At 41.0% G+C, this 14,998-nt stretch carries 28 protein-coding genes; 1 reads left to right on the top strand and 27 read right to left on the bottom strand.

Features of this window, described 5'->3' with window-relative positions; genetic code table 11:
• Nucleotides 1-2: 2 nt before the first annotated feature.
• The 10 genes from BBA02S_RS15750 to BBA02S_RS15705 form a co-directional block, all read right to left on the bottom strand.
• A complete protein-coding gene (locus tag BBA02S_RS15750; protein ID WP_041113239.1) occupies nucleotides 3-191 on the bottom strand; it encodes a hypothetical protein in 189 nt (62 codons plus the stop codon).
• Nucleotides 188-1,747, bottom strand: a complete 1,560-nt coding sequence (locus tag BBA02S_RS15745) for a hypothetical protein (protein WP_052477246.1) — start codon at nucleotides 1,745-1,747, stop codon at nucleotides 188-190. The genes BBA02S_RS15750 and BBA02S_RS15745 overlap by 4 nt, the downstream gene beginning before the upstream one ends.
• Complete coding sequence (locus BBA02S_RS15740) at nucleotides 1,740-1,991, bottom strand: hypothetical protein (protein WP_156141417.1); 252 nt, start codon at nucleotides 1,989-1,991, stop codon at nucleotides 1,740-1,742. The genes BBA02S_RS15745 and BBA02S_RS15740 overlap by 8 nt, the downstream gene beginning before the upstream one ends.
• 14 nt (nucleotides 1,992-2,005) lie before the next feature.
• The gene (locus tag BBA02S_RS15735; protein WP_052477245.1) at nucleotides 2,006-3,304 is read right to left on the bottom strand and encodes a PBSX family phage terminase large subunit; all 1,299 of its coding nucleotides are present in this window, start codon (nucleotides 3,302-3,304) and stop codon (nucleotides 2,006-2,008) included.
• Nucleotides 3,301-4,125, bottom strand: coding sequence for a terminase small subunit (locus tag BBA02S_RS15730; RefSeq protein ID WP_041113237.1), 825 nt, complete (start codon nucleotides 4,123-4,125; stop codon nucleotides 3,301-3,303). The genes BBA02S_RS15735 and BBA02S_RS15730 overlap by 4 nt, the downstream gene beginning before the upstream one ends.
• 48 nt (nucleotides 4,126-4,173) lie before the next feature.
• Nucleotides 4,174-4,980 (bottom strand): HNH endonuclease, encoded by an 807-nt coding sequence (locus BBA02S_RS15725; protein WP_052477244.1) that lies wholly within the window; start codon nucleotides 4,978-4,980, stop codon nucleotides 4,174-4,176.
• Nucleotides 4,981-5,215: 235 nt separating this feature from the next.
• Nucleotides 5,216-5,584 carry an RNA-binding protein gene (locus BBA02S_RS15720; RefSeq protein WP_231557142.1) on the bottom strand — a complete coding sequence of 123 codons (369 nt, stop codon included), beginning with the start codon at nucleotides 5,582-5,584 and terminating at the stop codon, nucleotides 5,216-5,218.
• A 71-nt stretch (nucleotides 5,585-5,655) separates the two neighbouring features.
• Nucleotides 5,656-5,874: a hypothetical protein gene (locus BBA02S_RS15715; protein ID WP_041113236.1), complete on the bottom strand. Its 219-nt coding sequence runs from the start codon at nucleotides 5,872-5,874 to the stop codon at nucleotides 5,656-5,658.
• A 209-nt stretch (nucleotides 5,875-6,083) separates the two neighbouring features.
• Nucleotides 6,084-6,338, bottom strand: a complete 255-nt coding sequence (locus tag BBA02S_RS15710) for a hypothetical protein (RefSeq protein ID WP_041113235.1) — start codon at nucleotides 6,336-6,338, stop codon at nucleotides 6,084-6,086.
• A 2-nt stretch (nucleotides 6,339-6,340) separates the two neighbouring features.
• Nucleotides 6,341-6,901 carry a hypothetical protein gene (locus tag BBA02S_RS15705; protein WP_041113234.1) on the bottom strand — a complete coding sequence of 187 codons (561 nt, stop codon included), beginning with the start codon at nucleotides 6,899-6,901 and terminating at the stop codon, nucleotides 6,341-6,343.
• A 94-nt stretch (nucleotides 6,902-6,995) separates the two neighbouring features.
• On the opposite strand from BBA02S_RS15705, the gene BBA02S_RS21355 reads away from it, so the two are divergent.
• Entirely contained in the window at nucleotides 6,996-7,130 is a 135-nt protein-coding gene (locus BBA02S_RS21355; RefSeq protein ID WP_231557141.1) for a DUF6364 family protein, read from the top strand.
• A gap of 338 nt (nucleotides 7,131-7,468) precedes the next feature.
• Here BBA02S_RS21355 and BBA02S_RS15700 read toward each other — a convergent pair whose 3' ends face one another.
• The 17 genes from BBA02S_RS15700 to BBA02S_RS15640 form a co-directional block, all read right to left on the bottom strand.
• Nucleotides 7,469-7,894 (bottom strand): hypothetical protein, encoded by a 426-nt coding sequence (locus BBA02S_RS15700; RefSeq protein WP_041113233.1) that lies wholly within the window; start codon nucleotides 7,892-7,894, stop codon nucleotides 7,469-7,471.
• Between the two features lie 18 nt (nucleotides 7,895-7,912).
• Nucleotides 7,913-8,095 (bottom strand): hypothetical protein, encoded by a 183-nt coding sequence (locus BBA02S_RS15695; protein WP_041113232.1) that lies wholly within the window; start codon nucleotides 8,093-8,095, stop codon nucleotides 7,913-7,915.
• Entirely contained in the window at nucleotides 8,092-8,280 is a 189-nt protein-coding gene (locus BBA02S_RS15690; protein WP_041113231.1) for a hypothetical protein, read from the bottom strand. The genes BBA02S_RS15695 and BBA02S_RS15690 overlap by 4 nt, the downstream gene beginning before the upstream one ends.
• Nucleotides 8,277-8,768 carry a hypothetical protein gene (locus tag BBA02S_RS15685; protein ID WP_061786756.1) on the bottom strand — a complete coding sequence of 164 codons (492 nt, stop codon included), beginning with the start codon at nucleotides 8,766-8,768 and terminating at the stop codon, nucleotides 8,277-8,279. The genes BBA02S_RS15690 and BBA02S_RS15685 overlap by 4 nt, the downstream gene beginning before the upstream one ends.
• Before the next feature lie 127 nt (nucleotides 8,769-8,895).
• Nucleotides 8,896-9,348, bottom strand: a complete 453-nt coding sequence (locus BBA02S_RS15680) for a hypothetical protein (RefSeq protein ID WP_041113230.1) — start codon at nucleotides 9,346-9,348, stop codon at nucleotides 8,896-8,898.
• Complete coding sequence (locus BBA02S_RS15675; RefSeq protein ID WP_041113229.1) at nucleotides 9,345-9,782, bottom strand: DUF1064 domain-containing protein; 438 nt, start codon at nucleotides 9,780-9,782, stop codon at nucleotides 9,345-9,347. Before BBA02S_RS15675 ends, BBA02S_RS15680 begins: the two co-directional genes overlap by 4 nt.
• Entirely contained in the window at nucleotides 9,779-9,913 is a 135-nt protein-coding gene (locus BBA02S_RS20765; protein WP_156141416.1) for a BH0509 family protein, read from the bottom strand. The genes BBA02S_RS15675 and BBA02S_RS20765 overlap by 4 nt, the downstream gene beginning before the upstream one ends.
• Nucleotides 9,906-10,067, bottom strand: a complete 162-nt coding sequence (locus BBA02S_RS20760) for a hypothetical protein (protein ID WP_156141415.1) — start codon at nucleotides 10,065-10,067, stop codon at nucleotides 9,906-9,908. The genes BBA02S_RS20765 and BBA02S_RS20760 overlap by 8 nt, the downstream gene beginning before the upstream one ends.
• The gene (locus BBA02S_RS15670) at nucleotides 10,067-10,411 is read right to left on the bottom strand and encodes a nucleoside triphosphate pyrophosphohydrolase family protein (protein ID WP_231557140.1); all 345 of its coding nucleotides are present in this window, start codon (nucleotides 10,409-10,411) and stop codon (nucleotides 10,067-10,069) included. The genes BBA02S_RS20760 and BBA02S_RS15670 overlap by 1 nt, the downstream gene beginning before the upstream one ends.
• On the bottom strand, nucleotides 10,398-10,553 hold the full coding sequence (locus tag BBA02S_RS21065; protein ID WP_169799375.1) for a DUF6011 domain-containing protein: 156 nt from the start codon (nucleotides 10,551-10,553) through the stop codon (nucleotides 10,398-10,400). The genes BBA02S_RS15670 and BBA02S_RS21065 overlap by 14 nt, the downstream gene beginning before the upstream one ends.
• Nucleotides 10,550-11,047: a hypothetical protein gene (locus BBA02S_RS15665; protein WP_041113227.1), complete on the bottom strand. Its 498-nt coding sequence runs from the start codon at nucleotides 11,045-11,047 to the stop codon at nucleotides 10,550-10,552. The genes BBA02S_RS21065 and BBA02S_RS15665 overlap by 4 nt, the downstream gene beginning before the upstream one ends.
• A 117-nt stretch (nucleotides 11,048-11,164) precedes the next feature.
• Nucleotides 11,165-11,953, bottom strand: coding sequence for a hypothetical protein (locus BBA02S_RS15660; protein ID WP_052477243.1), 789 nt, complete (start codon nucleotides 11,951-11,953; stop codon nucleotides 11,165-11,167).
• Between the two features lie 13 nt (nucleotides 11,954-11,966).
• Nucleotides 11,967-12,407, bottom strand: coding sequence for a single-stranded DNA-binding protein (gene ssb / locus BBA02S_RS15655; RefSeq protein ID WP_041113226.1), 441 nt, complete (start codon nucleotides 12,405-12,407; stop codon nucleotides 11,967-11,969).
• Nucleotides 12,408-12,531: 124 nt separating this feature from the next.
• Nucleotides 12,532-12,915: a hypothetical protein gene (locus BBA02S_RS15650; protein WP_041113225.1), complete on the bottom strand. Its 384-nt coding sequence runs from the start codon at nucleotides 12,913-12,915 to the stop codon at nucleotides 12,532-12,534.
• Between the two features lie 32 nt (nucleotides 12,916-12,947).
• Nucleotides 12,948-13,124 (bottom strand): hypothetical protein, encoded by a 177-nt coding sequence (locus tag BBA02S_RS21060; protein WP_169799374.1) that lies wholly within the window; start codon nucleotides 13,122-13,124, stop codon nucleotides 12,948-12,950.
• The gene (locus tag BBA02S_RS15645) at nucleotides 13,105-13,617 is read right to left on the bottom strand and encodes an HNH endonuclease signature motif containing protein (RefSeq protein WP_041113224.1); all 513 of its coding nucleotides are present in this window, start codon (nucleotides 13,615-13,617) and stop codon (nucleotides 13,105-13,107) included. Before BBA02S_RS15645 ends, BBA02S_RS21060 begins: the two co-directional genes overlap by 20 nt.
• Entirely contained in the window at nucleotides 13,617-14,936 is a 1,320-nt protein-coding gene (locus tag BBA02S_RS15640; protein WP_156141414.1) for a sigma-70 family RNA polymerase sigma factor, read from the bottom strand. Before BBA02S_RS15640 ends, BBA02S_RS15645 begins: the two co-directional genes overlap by 1 nt.
• Nucleotides 14,937-14,998 lie beyond the last annotated feature (62 nt).

The following is a 14,998-nucleotide window of genomic DNA, read 5'->3' as shown; positions in this document are numbered from 1 at the left end:
TATTAACGAATGAAATCAAAGCTCTTTTGTCGAACTCCCCGTCTGTTTCGGAAGCGCTCTTTCTTCTCGGCAATCGACTCTCTGATTTCTTTGCGTCGCACGGCAATCTCAGCAGAAATCCGCTCGTGTTCCACTTCACTCTTCTGATGATCTTCAATTAGGTTATTTATAAACGACTCCGCATTCATCATAATTGCTCATCCCCTCCATCATCCGGGTAAGGATTATCGTCAATCTCACCCTCTGCTTTAATCCGCTCTATTTCTTCCTGTATCCAGTCATCAGCGGCGTGAGGGTGAATGGCTTTGATTGTTGTTTCAAGCGATTGCACGCCATCTGTGTAAGCTTTGGCGTTCTCTTCTAATAATTCCTGTCTACTAATCGGCACCATGGCTCTTGTTTGAATTTCCGGACGCTCAATGAGTACCGAAGAATTATCTTGATTAGCTAACCATAGGCAGTTTTCGAATAAGTTTTGCAGGAAGTAGACATATTCCTTTTGGATCTGCTCCGCTTTTGTGATGGAAACGAATAAGTCGTAAAACTTCGCGATGCCCGACTGAGCGGCTTGTTTACTGCCTTCACCTAAATAGAAGTCCACCGCTTTTTCAGATGTGCTCGTTTCCATCAGCATGAGTTTCATTAAATCTTTCACCCATGTAAGATCACCAATCTTAGTGACATCAATCTGAATGATCTCCATTGCTTTTCCTTCTTCATCAAAGGTGACCACTTCTAAATCCCTGTGATCAATTCTGCTTTCTCCACCCGGACCATATCTCTGTAAAGCGGCTTCCTGTAGAGCTGTGAAGATTTCTTTGGATACAGCAATACGAGGTTTTCCATTCCGCTCAAAGGTAATTGCATTACGAGTTAATGTCCAGTTGATTTCATCTTGCTTGCCCTCTTGATTCTTCAGACAGGAGCGGCCGAGCGGATTCATAAATGTTTTCTCGTTAGCCCAATACTCCACGAACGGGCGGGACCGCCCCTCAAACACTCTGTCCAGCACATCTAGTCCTAAGAGTTCTTTTGTTGTCGATTCATCCAATTCAGTTAGCTGTCCGCTGCCTTCCTTCAGTTTGTACAGACGGTTAGTCGTAAGCAAGTTCCCGCGCTCCACCCGTTCTCTATACACATGTAAGTACCGGTCACTGTTGAATTCTCGCTCATACACTAGGTCTACGCCTTTTCCATCATCATGAGGAAAGTAGACATCACGCTGTTTAAAGTCAATCCGAATGCCGTCATCATCCATCCATGGAACACCGACTAAACCGCCGTCTAATTGTTGCTGCACGATGTTTGTCCAGTGCTCAAAGGTGAGGTTGGAGTTCTTTACAATCTGCTCAATCAATTCCTGCTGCAGATCGTACACTGTGTTGTTCGCTTCATTTCCTTCGGGCCCGTCTATCAGATCAGCAGTTTCTTTACCCATAGCTGCCAATTGTTCCGCTTTTGTATTCAGAGAAGAGTTAATCTGTCCAATAGAGCGGCTGACCAACATTGCAGGAATTTCCGGTATCAAGCGCGACACATTCGCCATGATGTACGGCGTTTGCACATTCTTCGCTTTCACTGACCCCTCCGTGATGTTGTCAATGATTTCCCCTTGTTCAATAAGATTCTTGGCTCTGGAGAAAATTTCAGCATGTTTCCCTTCGTATAAATCCCGATAAAAAAAGACGTTCCCATGAACGTCTGTGATTGTACTCTTATTCCATTCTTTTTTTGTCCAGTCAATCATTGATCTTCACCGTACCTGTTCGGATGTCCTGTTCAAAATCTTCCCTTGTATAAAACCCAGCAATTCTAAAACCAGGCCGTAAATTTCTTTCCAAGTCAATCATCGCTTCTGCTTCTTCGATATAAGCCACATCTTTGTTATAGTGCATCAATTCCAAAGCCTTCGAGCGATCCACACTCATAAAGCACTCGTCCATGAAAAGACCTTCATAATTTACCGCACTATACAGCATTGCTTTCTTCATAACAATCACTCCTTTCACCATGCATTGGAACTGCTGATATAAGCGCCCGCTTTCAAGTCTGACACCTCATAATCATCTAACGCATACCAAATAGCAGACAACGTGTGAGGGTCAATAGTGAATTCATCATATATAATTTCATCCAACTTATTTTTCTTATAAGTGAGTGTTTTCAATTCGTATATTGTGTTTTCACATTGATCTGAACAGATGATCTGTTTGAATCGCTTCACTTTTTTCGTGTACGCCAAACGGGAGCCGGCAAACTTCTTTGCTCCCTTCATATTGAAGCCTTTCTGCTGGAAATACTTAATCGTTTTTGGTTCCGCTGAATCTGCTCTTATTAATTCTCTTGTTTTCTTAAACTCCGCAATTTCTTCCGCTGTTTGGTCATCCGTCATTTGGTTTTTGTAATACTCCCAGTAAATATAAAGAATCTTCTTGTCATGATCTACCGCTAATCGAACGATTGCATTGTAGGAGTGTTCAAAACCAAAGTCCATGCCGACTCTTTTTAGCGGGGAGCGGATATCCTGGATAGCTGCCATTACTTTGTCGTGCGATTCTACTTTAAACTGCGGCAATACTTTCACGCCATTCACACCAAAATGACCTTTCCGAGCGACACGGTAAAGGTCTGGATCATACTCTTTCATTTCCTCCAATTGCGCTACATAGCTTTCTGGCAGAAATAAATTATCATCAGCGGTTGAATGGTGATAATACGTATCGCCTACAATAATTGTTTTCTTTTCATATAGTTCATTGTCATCTAAAACCAGCCGCTTGTTTCGCTCATCTTTGAAAAAGTGTTTGAATGTCCAGTTTTCCTCACCTACCGGATTCGTTGAAAGAATCATATGCAGCTTCAATGTTGGGTGACGTAACCGCCCGATCAACTCTTTAAACCCTGCATATTTCACTTCTGAACACTCTTCAATCCAAATGATCGAAATGTTGTTAATGGATTTCAGCTTTTGCGGCTTATCCATTCCTTTGAAGATAATCTTTGAACCGTTCGGAAAGCGGATTTGCATTGGAGAGGTCATACATTTAATTTTGCTGCTCAATCCCATATCTTCAACTAGTTCTTCTAACAGCGAATACGTAGAATCCCTATGTGTGTCGTACACTTCCCGAACAATCAGAGCGGTACGTTTCTCTTCAAGCAGCTTCAATATCAATTTAAGCGCAATGTGATAGCTTTTGCTGGAGCCATAGCCGCCGACTAAAAATTGATACTTCTGCTCCCAATCAAAAAGAAAGTCCTCAAAGCGCGGATTTACTTCTTTCTCGACTGCCAACGTACTCATGAAGCATCACCTTTTCGTTTAATCACAATTTCAATCGGTTTATCATCGTTATCGCCGCTCATCTTTTCTATTTCCGCTTTTGTTTTAGCGATGTCCATTTTGGTTTTTTCGTTTTGCAGCTTCTTCTTATCGTTTTCAGATAACAAGTCCGTGTATTTGGAAAGGAAGTCGAGTGCCCTCATCTTGTCAGCCAGTTTTACGGAAACACCATCTTTTCCTTGCTTCACTTCGGTAATAATAGTTCCATCAACCTCTGCGGACTCTTTAAATTTCACACGATTCATTTCGTATGGATTGCCCAGATCGTCTGTTGCCTCTTCACGACCAAATTCTACGAAGTCTGTTATATCAGCAAAGGCGATGTCGATGTACTTCTGAAGAACTGCGCTCGCATCTAACATTATTCCGTCAGCTACTTCTTTTTTCATGCGTTCAATCTCTGAAACAATCTTAGTATTTCTTAGTAAGCCATGACCATTTACCATTGCTGTTGAATATGCACATTCATAGGCTTTTAAATAAGCTTTCGTAGCATTGAAATACTTCACATAATACAAACAAAAAAGCCATTGTTTATCAGTGATTCCCTCACTTTCAACAATAGGCTCGTTTTTCGTTTCTCTATGCCTGTTCTCTTCTGTTCTTCGCTTGCTGTGCGTTGCAACGTTCTTGCGTTGCGTTGCATTTTCGTTGCGTTGCCAATTCTCTCTGTTTTTCCTACTTCTCAAAGTAGAATCTTTTATATCATGCTTTTCAGCTAATGCTTTTAATGTAATATCAGTGGATTCGTATTCTTGTCTTACCTCATTCCAGTTAATCATGTTACATCAGCCCCGCCTCCAATAAAAAAAGCATCCTTCAAGGGTGCTTTAGAAAAGTTTTATTTGTAATTTATTATCGTTTATTTCGTATCCCATCCATTTCAGTATTTTCATTTCTTTTTCTATACTGTAAAAAGGTTGTTTAGGATACCATTCTTCAATCGTTTTCGCTTTCTTATTTTGATTGCAACCTTCACAAGCGGGAACGACATTGCTTATTGTGTTTGCTCCACCTTTTGAAAGTGGTATTATATGTTCTTGTTGTAGGTCATTGTCTTGCGCCCCGCAGTAAGCACATTCCTCATTAAAATGCCGTAAACTCTCTTTCCAATCAAAAAGGGAAAAATCATTCACAATAGCATTTTCTTTTAAACTTCTTCGGTTAGCTGAGTATATTCGGTGTTGTTCTCTGCATAAGTCACTTTCATAGTAATGCTTTTCGCAGTAACCGTATTTTCTGTTTTTATTTTTACATCCTTCGATTTTACAAGGAACATTAATAAGTTTTTGGACAACTAATGGGTCGCCGTTGGCTTTTAACCTATAATGATGTGTGCGGCATAATCCTTTTCCGTATGCATCACGTTCACAGCCATTAACTGAGCAAACTCTTTTTCTGTGTTTTTTATATAAAGGGTCGCCGTACCTTTCCCATCTATAGTGATGCATTTTACAGTAACCTTTAGCGTGATGTTTCCTTCCGCATTCCTCTACTTCGCATTTTTCTCTATTCTTTGATTGAATTTCCTTAACAACTAAGGGGTCACCATATCTTTTAAATCGGTAGTTATGACTTCGACAATATCCGTTTGCAACATGCCGTTCTTGACACCCTTCTACATTACATATTTTCATTTCCAACACCTCCGACAGTGTGTCCGATTTATTAAATACAGGAAACAGGCTCGGATACCTGCTTTCAGAAAAGGTAGCTACTCCTTCTCCTATCCTGTACTACTATTATACCATGAATCGCCATGCAAAGCCTTATATATCAAGGTTTTTCGGCGCTTTTTACTCGATGCTTCTCTGTCAGTTTCACATCGTATCAACCCCTTGTGTTAATCACTCAATAAAATAGGACAGCCGCTTAGACTGTCTCTTCTTTATCCTCTAGTGTATTAGGATGAATTGGCATGTTGCACAATCGACTAACCCTCAACTTCTTGAGTGGATCTCCAAAACACAGATTGTTATCCTTTAATACTTGATGCAGTATAATAGACACCCGATTAATCATGTCCTCATCCTGCTCCTCAATGCCAGCTTCATAAAACACACCATGCAGTAATTCATGAACAAACACTTGCTCTTTACGGTCAGCAGACAGCTCTTCATCTACTTTGATAACTCCTCTTGTATAGAGTATCTGTCCTAGATGACTAAATTCAGCTTCGAGCCCTCTAACTTCTTGTACATCATAGTTAATGCCGCCGATCTTCACCTTGTTTGGTAACATCCCTTATTCCTCCCACAATACCGCACATGCGATCATGATAGTTACACTCAATGCAATTAATCCATTGAATGTCAAACCGGCTCCTCGTCCACCGTTACGATCTTCTTATACGTAATCCCGTTTAATAGCCCAGCGATGCTTTTAGCATAATCCATATCTCTAAACAGCCTAGCATTTGTTTTGTCGTTGATTAACTCAATGTACTGGATTACTGTGGTTCCGTTGTTCTCTGATACCGTGGGATAATTTGCGATATATAACTCTCCTACTTTGATAAAGTATTGTTCCATGAGGATTCCTCCTTTTTGTCTGCTTGCCACCCGTATGTTTTGATACAGCGCCAATATGGGCACATGACAGCTTTTCCGTTTTGCTTATGGGCGTATAAGCAGGTTTGGCATTTTTTCATGTTGTTTCTCTCCCTTTGTTTTCTCCTCTGCTGATATTACTCAAGGAATAATCTCAGCACAAAAGAAAAACACCCGCCTAAGCGAGTGCTTTATTGTAGTATTCCGTTTTCTTTTGCTCCATCTATAATCCCTTCGGCTAACTCTCTAAAGTCATCCATCATCAAGAAAACGATTTCTCTATAAAGAGTTAATAAACTATCCAATTCCTCATTGTCTTCTGCTCGTGCTACTCTCTTCAAATACGATTCAGCCTTTTTACATACAATATCGTTACCTTGGATAAACGCAGCGTTATATAATTCGGCAGCACGCACTATTGCCGTTTTTTGTTCTTCGGAAAACATTCTCATATCCTCCTTTTGATTTCATCGCTTATTCTTTTTTCTTCTTTAGCCGCAATCGCTTTTTGTTGCCGAATTTCTTTTTCTTGTTTGCTTTGAATGTTAGTTTCCTTTATAAATTCTTTAATCAACTTTTGCGGAACTGAGTATTCTACAGCTGCGTGTTTAATAGCTAATTCTTTCGTTGTGTCATATATAGTTATCAAATCCATCGCAAGGAATATTGCTTTAAATTCATTCCCCTTTAATCGAATCCCATTCTGATTCAATACGTCTATCAACAACCCATAATTAGGAGATTTCTCTCTTGTTTTGTTAGGTTGTTTTCTCCAAATATACTCCCTTACATCCATACGAGCCTTGCCGCGTTCCGCCATTCTCGATTCGTTATTATGAGTCGGATGAATGACATAATCGCCTTCCCCAACGCTCGTTATTGTGTGAAGAACCCAATCATCTTTTATTTTCATCTCTATCTCTTGTGAAGATAACAATCTATTTCCGGAAAAATAGAAAAAACCATCGTCGTGTTTTTCAAGATACCCCTCGAAATAATAATCATTCATTTTAACACCCCTCCATACATACAATTATAATACGTATATACGTACTTGTCAATCGTACGTATGTGTTGTATATTGTGTTTAGGAGGGTTGTGCCATGAAAAAAAAATTTACGACAACTATTGATGAAAATTTAATCAAAGAAGCAAAAATAAAAGCTGTTGAATTAGATGTTAGTGTCGCTGAACTTATAGAAAGATTGTTACGTGACTTTTTGAAGAAGGAAAAATAATCCTTCTTTTTTTGTTATTTCAATAAAAAACAGCCTTGAAGCACTATGCTACAAAGCTGTTCAAAACAAGAAATACGACTCCCCAGCCAATAGAGGTTTTCTCCCTCTAAACTGGACACCCGCCGAAAGAAGGGGATGAAAAGGACGGATGCGCAGTTTACAAAGAGAAAGCCGCCATGTAGACGGCTGATGTATTCATTGTTTTTAGCTGCATGGGTGCGGGGCGTTTTCCAGGCGCTACCCGCTAGTTTTTTTATCGCCTATGTGTTGTAGGTATTTTCCTACAGTACCATTATAAGCTTTTTTTAAGCGTCAAAAGTGCCATAATAGTGCCGATCTTATCTCCAGCCCAATACTTCTCCTGTTGCTTGCATAATTTCATCACGCCATCTGATAGCCGTTCTTCTTCCCACATTGAGTTTCTTAGCTAGTCCATCCCATGTATAATCTTTCTTTGCTGACCAGTACCGCAAGCGAACCAGCTTCTTATAATCGTCCGGCAGAGCGTTAAAGACTTTCTCGATGGCTTCTGCTATTTCTTCAAGGTATTTCAGCTTCTTATTCATCGTTAAGCGAATTGCGATAGTTTCGGTAGGAGCAGACGGGAGGGAAGATCGCCCTCCCCCTACATTCTCATCCTCGTTGTCTGTGCAGAACATAATGTGTTCTCTGATTCTCTTGATTTCCGTAACTGTATCATGATAAGCGAACCATTCCGCTTCTATATGCTTAAATGTCGGTTTTGTTAGTTTGATTGCTCCCACTCTGTCTGCCCCCTCTGGTTATTCTGCTTTGTTTGTTTCCTTCGGTCGCTTCAATTCCTTCTCATATTGCCCAAGTTGATTCCAAAAATCATACAGCTGCGTTTCTAAATGCCGCTGTTGCCGTTTCATCTTCACTAACTTGATCACTAAGAAGTTGAATCCTGAGAGTAATACTGTGATCGTTGCCCATATTCCTATCATGAAATATCATCCTTCCTGTTTGCGATAACTTCTAACAGTTTGAACACCGCGCCACCGAAGAAGAAAAACACATAGTATCCGGCTGATGTTAACTCAATCCCTGTCCATTCCTTCACACCTTGGATAAACAGGCTATCAAATTCAAAAAGACTCAATATAAAAGCGAGCAATAATCCCTCGATCATTTCGCTCCACCTTCTGCATCAATTGCTTTAAGCATGTCTTTGAGAGTGTTTTGCATCCCTGCATATGATTGAGCAATCCCTTTCCAAGTAACGTAATAGCCCTCGTATATGCCGCTCTTTTCTAGGTTGACTCCTTCAGCGATCTTACTCTTATAGTTTGAGTCGTTAACAGCCATCTTGTTTGTTTCCCGCTCGTACACATACATCTGACCGCGCTCTGTGCTAGCCCGTCCAAAGTAAAATTGATACTGGCTCTTATAGAATCCCGCTATCTTCCATGCTTCCCGTTCTGCTCGGTTGTAGTAATGTTCCAGCTTCGCAATCTGGAAGGGAGATAACGAGTCAATGTGTTCTTCCATAGCGTTAATGGATTTCAATAATTCGTTATGAGTCGTTATCGCTCGGGCTGCTCCTGTTGGCAGTTCCTCCTTGATTGCTTCTTTTACTTGTTCAGGAGAAAGGATTTGTTCTTGCGCCGGCAGATTCATGCTTTAACCTTCACTTTCAACAGAGACTCAAAACAAGTCTCACAGTAGTGTGAACGTGGATTTTCTTTCTCTTTGCCGCAATTAATGCAATGTTTTGGAATCATCTTCTCACTCCTCTTCTTCAACCTCATTTGAATCCGTTGTATTTTTGGAATGCCTTAATTTCCTCTATATCTTTGATGGATTGTTTTAATTTATCTAACGTGTCTTTGTATATCAGATAGCCCTTCTTGTCGATCTCTGGGCAATCTGGATGCGTTTCAAGCCATGAATATTCATCATAAGACCTGTGTAAGTTGTATCGGTGTGCTTCGCAATGCGGGCAAAATCTTTCTGTTTTTGTTAATGCACCTTTAAGCTTCGAATCATAGTATTTTATAATTTGTTGATATGCTCTTGAATACTTACTGCATGTATCACATTTGAAAAGCGTATTGGCTGCTTTTATAGCATTTTTGAGATTCCATTTTTCTTTTTTACGTTCCTGTACAGCTTCATATATTTTGGACGCCGATAGAACAATCCCAAGCACTCCACCAAAAAACACAAGAACGAATAAGAAGCCCGCAAATGGGTTCATCTTCTCCGCACCCACTTTCCTTTTTTCTTCGTCATGACAACTAGTTCTGCTCCATGCTGCTGTTCAAAGAGTTTTCGTCTTAACGGGAAATCCCTAGATACCGGACCGCTCGTTTTTACGTCAATCACTTCCCGCCTACCGTTTTTATAGGTGACAAGGAAATCAGCTGTGTAAATCGCTCCCTGTTTCGTTTTGACACCTTTCCCTCTGCACAGAGTACATTTGTTTAGGTTGCCCGTTTTCTCGTTCCTGCGGCTTCCTGCGCCGTTACAACGCGGGCATGTCACTTCATATGGTTCGATGATCGTAAACTCCGGCTGTAGCTGTATGCTCTCCACAGCCGGGTTGTTTTGTAGTTCGATGTAGTAGTCTCTCTCCCAAGCAGAATCCCAGATGATTCCGTCGTATTCCACTTTTTTAACGTTGTATTTCACTTCCTACCACCAACAAACTCGTTATATAACCCCTCAATACTTTCATCTTTCATGCAATCAAAGTAACTTCGGTTATATCCAGTGAAGGTGATTAACCACTCAATGAGATGTTCGCGCTCTTGCTTACTCATTCTTCATCCTCCCTGCTTGATTTTTCCGCCCGTTGATATAATCATCTGGTACCAGCGCATACACCTTGCCGCTGATATGTAGCTTTGTAGGTACGCCGTTCTTTTCTTTTAGCACGGTAGCCACTGGCCGGTATTTGTCTCCTTTTTGCCGCATTACTTCACGTCCACTCGTTTCATGCTTGCTTCAGTTGAAAAGCCTTCTGGATATCGCTTTTTCAGCTTTTCTATATTCATTCCAGCTGCTTCCTGCAAACTAAATCCATAAAGAGTAGCAATGCCAGCTAGGTAATGAAGAACATCCCCTGCTTCTTTCTTCACTTTCTCTAAATCCGCCGGATGCCCATGAAAGATTTCTTTCTTGATAAGGTCTCCCAACTCCCCAGATTCGCCCATCAACCCAAGAGAGTAATTAGCTACCGCCAAGAATCGTTTCTCAGCATTGTCATGATCTGGCATAGTTCGTTTACTTAGTTCTTGATATTCGTTAAAGTTCATCATCTAGCACCTCGTCTATTTTGATTTGAATCTTTTCAAACTCCACATCTTCTTCCTCTTGCTTTTTCTTGCATACCGGCCCCATGCCTACATCTATGCTCTTTTGCGATCTTAACGGGCGGTTGCAACGCTCACATAGTTTCATTGTGCTTTCCTCCCTAACTTGTTAAAGGCGGTGCGTTCTTTGATTTGTCGATGTGTATGTGTGGGAATCGTGACAGCTTCCTCTTTCGTATATCCGCGATATTTCCATCTTGCATAAGCAGTAGCATGCTTGATCCCGTTTTCCTTCATCTTCTGTTTTTGTTCCGGGCTAAACACACAATGCTTTTCTTCAAATCCTTTTTGCAGTCGCTCGAAAGTTTCTTCCGGGGTAAATTTCGGGATCGCCAGAGCTTCATCACGGCTGATCCCCCACTTCCTCATTCGTTCTCTAACTGTTGATTCACCTAATTGGCTTTCTTTCAGTTTCTTTCGTTGTTCTGGTGTCCAAGGTTCTCGTTTAGCCGTTGGCTCTGTTATCGCTCGGTCAATGTCAAACCCGCCGTATCTGACTCGATATTCCAAGGTCCTGCGATTGATTCCGTTCTTCTCAGCTGTTTCGTAATCTTCAGGAGTGATGTACGCATATCGTTTCAATGTTCTTCACCCTTTCGCCGCTGCAGTTCTCGTACAGCGGCATATTTCTCTTCTAAACTGCAATTCTCATAGAGACAGATTGTAAGTAGTTGTTGTTTAGTTGCTCTCTTCATGGTTTCACCCCAACCTATGTCTGCTCAGTGTTTGCTCATAAGCGTTGACCAAGCTATAAATTAAAACCCAGTTATCTTTAAACTTGTTGTACTTGCTGTTTCCACAAATGTTTAATGTCACGAGTTGGGCGCTTCTAGCTGGTATGATGAATATATTTTCAATTTCCTCTCTTTCATCTAGCGCCACACAAACGTATATATCGCAGGTTGCATACTTTTTATGCAACGCGAAGGTATGTGCTCTTGTTCCGAAATGAAGATGAGGAGCTGCTACTTTGACATCCACCTTCACACATTCATTTACCAGTAAATCGTAAGGGTGTTTTGTGCTCATTTCTCGCACATACAAGTGGTTTGAAAACTCTTCTATCTTTTCTTTGATTATCAATTCGTATTTATTGCCTTTAACTGTTTCAGAAGACTTTAATTTAATTCCCAACCTCTTTGCCCATCCAGAGTATTTCAATTTAGATTTAGAAATGGCACAATGAAGGTCATTTCTGCCAATTGCCTGTAATTCATTAGCAACCGGCATCCGTTTTATGTGAAGTGCTTTCATGCATTTAATGATTTCTTTTTCTATCAATTCATCCGTCCACATCTTCTCCCGTTCTTTCATCGGAATGTTCAACCTTTCGGACCATTGATACATTCCACCTGTCAGACCGATCGCTCTTGAAAGGCCAGTCAGCTTGTTTTCTCTCATTTCTGTACTTGTCGGCATTCTTTGGACACCTAGCTTATCCATGAGCCCTAAGACACTTTTCTCTATCGCTTCATCAGTCCATTTCATTAGCTACACTCCTTCAAAAGGGTAATGAATCATCTATATCAATTGGTTGCCCATTATTTGCGAATGGATCTTCATCTGCTCGTGTATATCCCTGGTTGTTTTGCTGCCTGCTTTGATTCTGTTGCTGGCCGCTGCCTTTCGGTTCAAGGAACTGAACAGACTCAGCGACAACCTCGGTCACGTAAACACGCTTCCCGTCTTGCCCCTCATAGTTCCGAGTCTGGATTCTTCCGTCCACTCCAGCCAGAGAGCCTTTCTTCAGGTAGTTAGCCACATTCTCAGCTGGCTTTCTCCAGACAACACAGTTCACAAAATCCGCTTCTCGTTCTCCTTGCTGGTTAGTGAAAGAGCGATTGACAGCTAGTGTAAAACTGGCTGTCGCTACTCCATTCGGTGTGTAACGTAATGTAGGATCGGCAGTTAATCGACCCACTAAAACAACTCGGTTCATCATGTTTATTTCCTCCTGTTCGGTTGCTTGTTCTCGTTTATTGACGATATAGTTATATTGGTGAATTATTGATTTTTTTAGATTTATGCACCAAAGGTTTATATCACAGTTTCAACGAGTTACGACATTAATCTATTGGTATTTCAGCTTTACATTTATCAATAAATTCACTGTATTTATGGTTTTCTCCAACCACTCTTTTCAAATCATGTAGAGCATAATGCTTTAATGAACTTGTTGGCAGCCTTCGAATTGACCACAGAGCGATAGATACTAATTCATCAACTTTCTCGGCTTGTTCTACGCACCAATCCATCTCTTCAATCGAAACGTTGATATAATTGCTGACGCCGTTCGAATCTTTGGTGATGCGACTTTTAATATCATTTATCTTAAAATCATAATGACAATAGCATCGTTGACAATGTACTGGCTTTCTTGTTTCAGCTTCGTTTAAAATATTAATACCGCTACATTCAGGGCAGGTACTTTGATATTTCGTTTCCCTCATTTTCGTCATCCTTTCAATGTCGCTTCTTGCGTCTACTTCGCCTTATACTCCCACACGTTCCCTCGCTGGATTAATACATCATGCGTCTTACTAAATCCGCTCATTTTCTTAATCTGCTCTTTGTTGACTACCTTTTCAAAGACAGTAATGATTGTCAGTTGCTCATTGTCCAGTGTGGCTGCTTTAGTTTCAACAACGCGTCTGGTCACGCTTCATCCGCTCCTGTTCGTCCATATAGGTTTCGAATGCCTTTTCAGTGGTATTTGGTATCAAGCCTGCTTTGAACAAGTCGAATTTATCTGCCCAATACCATTCCCCAAACTGCTGAGCCCGCTGTTCTCTCAGCATGTCTGCAAATTTCCGATTAGTGTGAGCATCTGAATGATGATCGTTGCATAGTGGCATGAGGTTTCTGTAGCCACCGCGGCCCTGTTGGCTCCTGTACTTTACATGGTGCATTTCAATTCTAGGATCGCCGCACATCACACAGCATTCGCCAAACGCTTCAATTGCCCGATTGTATTCTTTTTTGCTGATTTCTCCTCGTACCTTTGCTTTCGGGATCACTCGGCCTTTGTATGTCTCGGCTTTTCGTTTCTGCTTTTTCGGTCGGCGGGGTTTGAATTTAGGTCTGTCTTTCTCTTTCTTCTGATGACCGGCCAGCTGCTGCTCTTTTGAATAAGGAGAGAATTCTAAGCCCATCAGACGGACACCTTCGGCATGTAGATTTCGACTAATCCCCATAGATGGCGATTCTCCTTTGTTAAAACCTCCATACTCTCTTTTAGGCTTCTGAACGAGTGCCGCAAGTTCTCCAACTCGTAATCCTGCTGTTCCAATCGCTTCTGAGCCAATGCTCCTTCGTCCCGAGCCATCCGCAAGGCTTCAGCCGACTTCGTATACTCCTCACTCACTCGATCCAGTTCACTTTCAGCTGTTATTCTAGCTTTGGTTAAGTTATCAATCTCTTCTCTATATTCTTTGTTGTCGTTGGCTAATTGAATGTTTGCTTGTCTCAAGGCTTCTTTATCGTCATCACGCTGGCTTAGTTCTTTTTCTGCTTTCTCCGCTCGTTTTTGCCAAGCTGCTTTTTCGTTTTCTAATTGTTTGACCGCCGCTTCTAGCACTTCGTATTTGCGCTCTCCTGCTGGTTCTACTGTCTGTTTGATAAGTTTAGTAGTTTTACTCTCGGTTTTATTTCTCAGCTGTTTGAGAGCTTGTTGAATAGCTTGTTCGTTCTTCTTTGCCCATTTGTGCACTGTTACGTCCGATACACCTTTTATCTTCCCAATTGCCACATACGATTTATTTTCAATATGCTTCAGCTTAACAAATTCATCGACCGTCATTTCTAATTTTCTCACTTGTTTCTCTCCCCTTTCGTATGCGTCCCAATATTTTGAGATACTTCTTTGCAATCTTGACACTTGAACTTGACTTACCCCTAAGATCTTGCCGATTTCATTCTGTGTTTTATCCTCAAGCCGCAACTGCATAATCAGCCTTAACTTTTCAGGCAAGAAGCTTAAAAACTCTTCTACAATCAATCCGCTCATGTCTTGCTTTTTTCCGACTATTTCGGATACGGATGAAGCCGAACCATCTTTTCCTTGGACGTCTGCATCTAAATGTGTAAGATTCATATCTATAAATTCAAGCGCTGTTTCCACGTCGTTGACAGGGTACTCGATTTTCTCTGCTATTTCTTTCGAATCGTAATCCTGCAGCTGTTGAGTATTTATTTTTGTAATAATTTCTTTGACTGATCGACTTATTTTCATTTCGTAACCCTCATCGCGAATCAGTCGTTTGATTAATCCTTCTACCCAAACACCCAGAAAAGTGATAAATTTAACACCCGCTTTACTGTCAAATCTCTCAAAAGCCTTAATCATTCCTTCTTTAGCAACAGTCATTAAATCATCTAATTCTAGACCGTGCCGATATGCTCTTTTTACAAACTTGTGAGATAACTTATACAAAAACTTGTGGTATTTCTCCCACACATCTTCTAGAGACATGAGCTCCCCATCAATCTCCCTTTGCACACCCTCACTTCCCTGTCATGATTTCTTTTATCAAT

The sequence above is a fragment of the Bacillus badius NBRC 15713 genome (genome assembly GCF_001591605.1).
Lineage (GTDB): Bacteria > Bacillota > Bacilli > Bacillales > Domibacillaceae > Pseudobacillus > Pseudobacillus badius.
The sequence above is the reverse complement of the archived record's forward strand: the minus strand, read 5'-3'. Positions and strand labels throughout refer to the sequence as shown.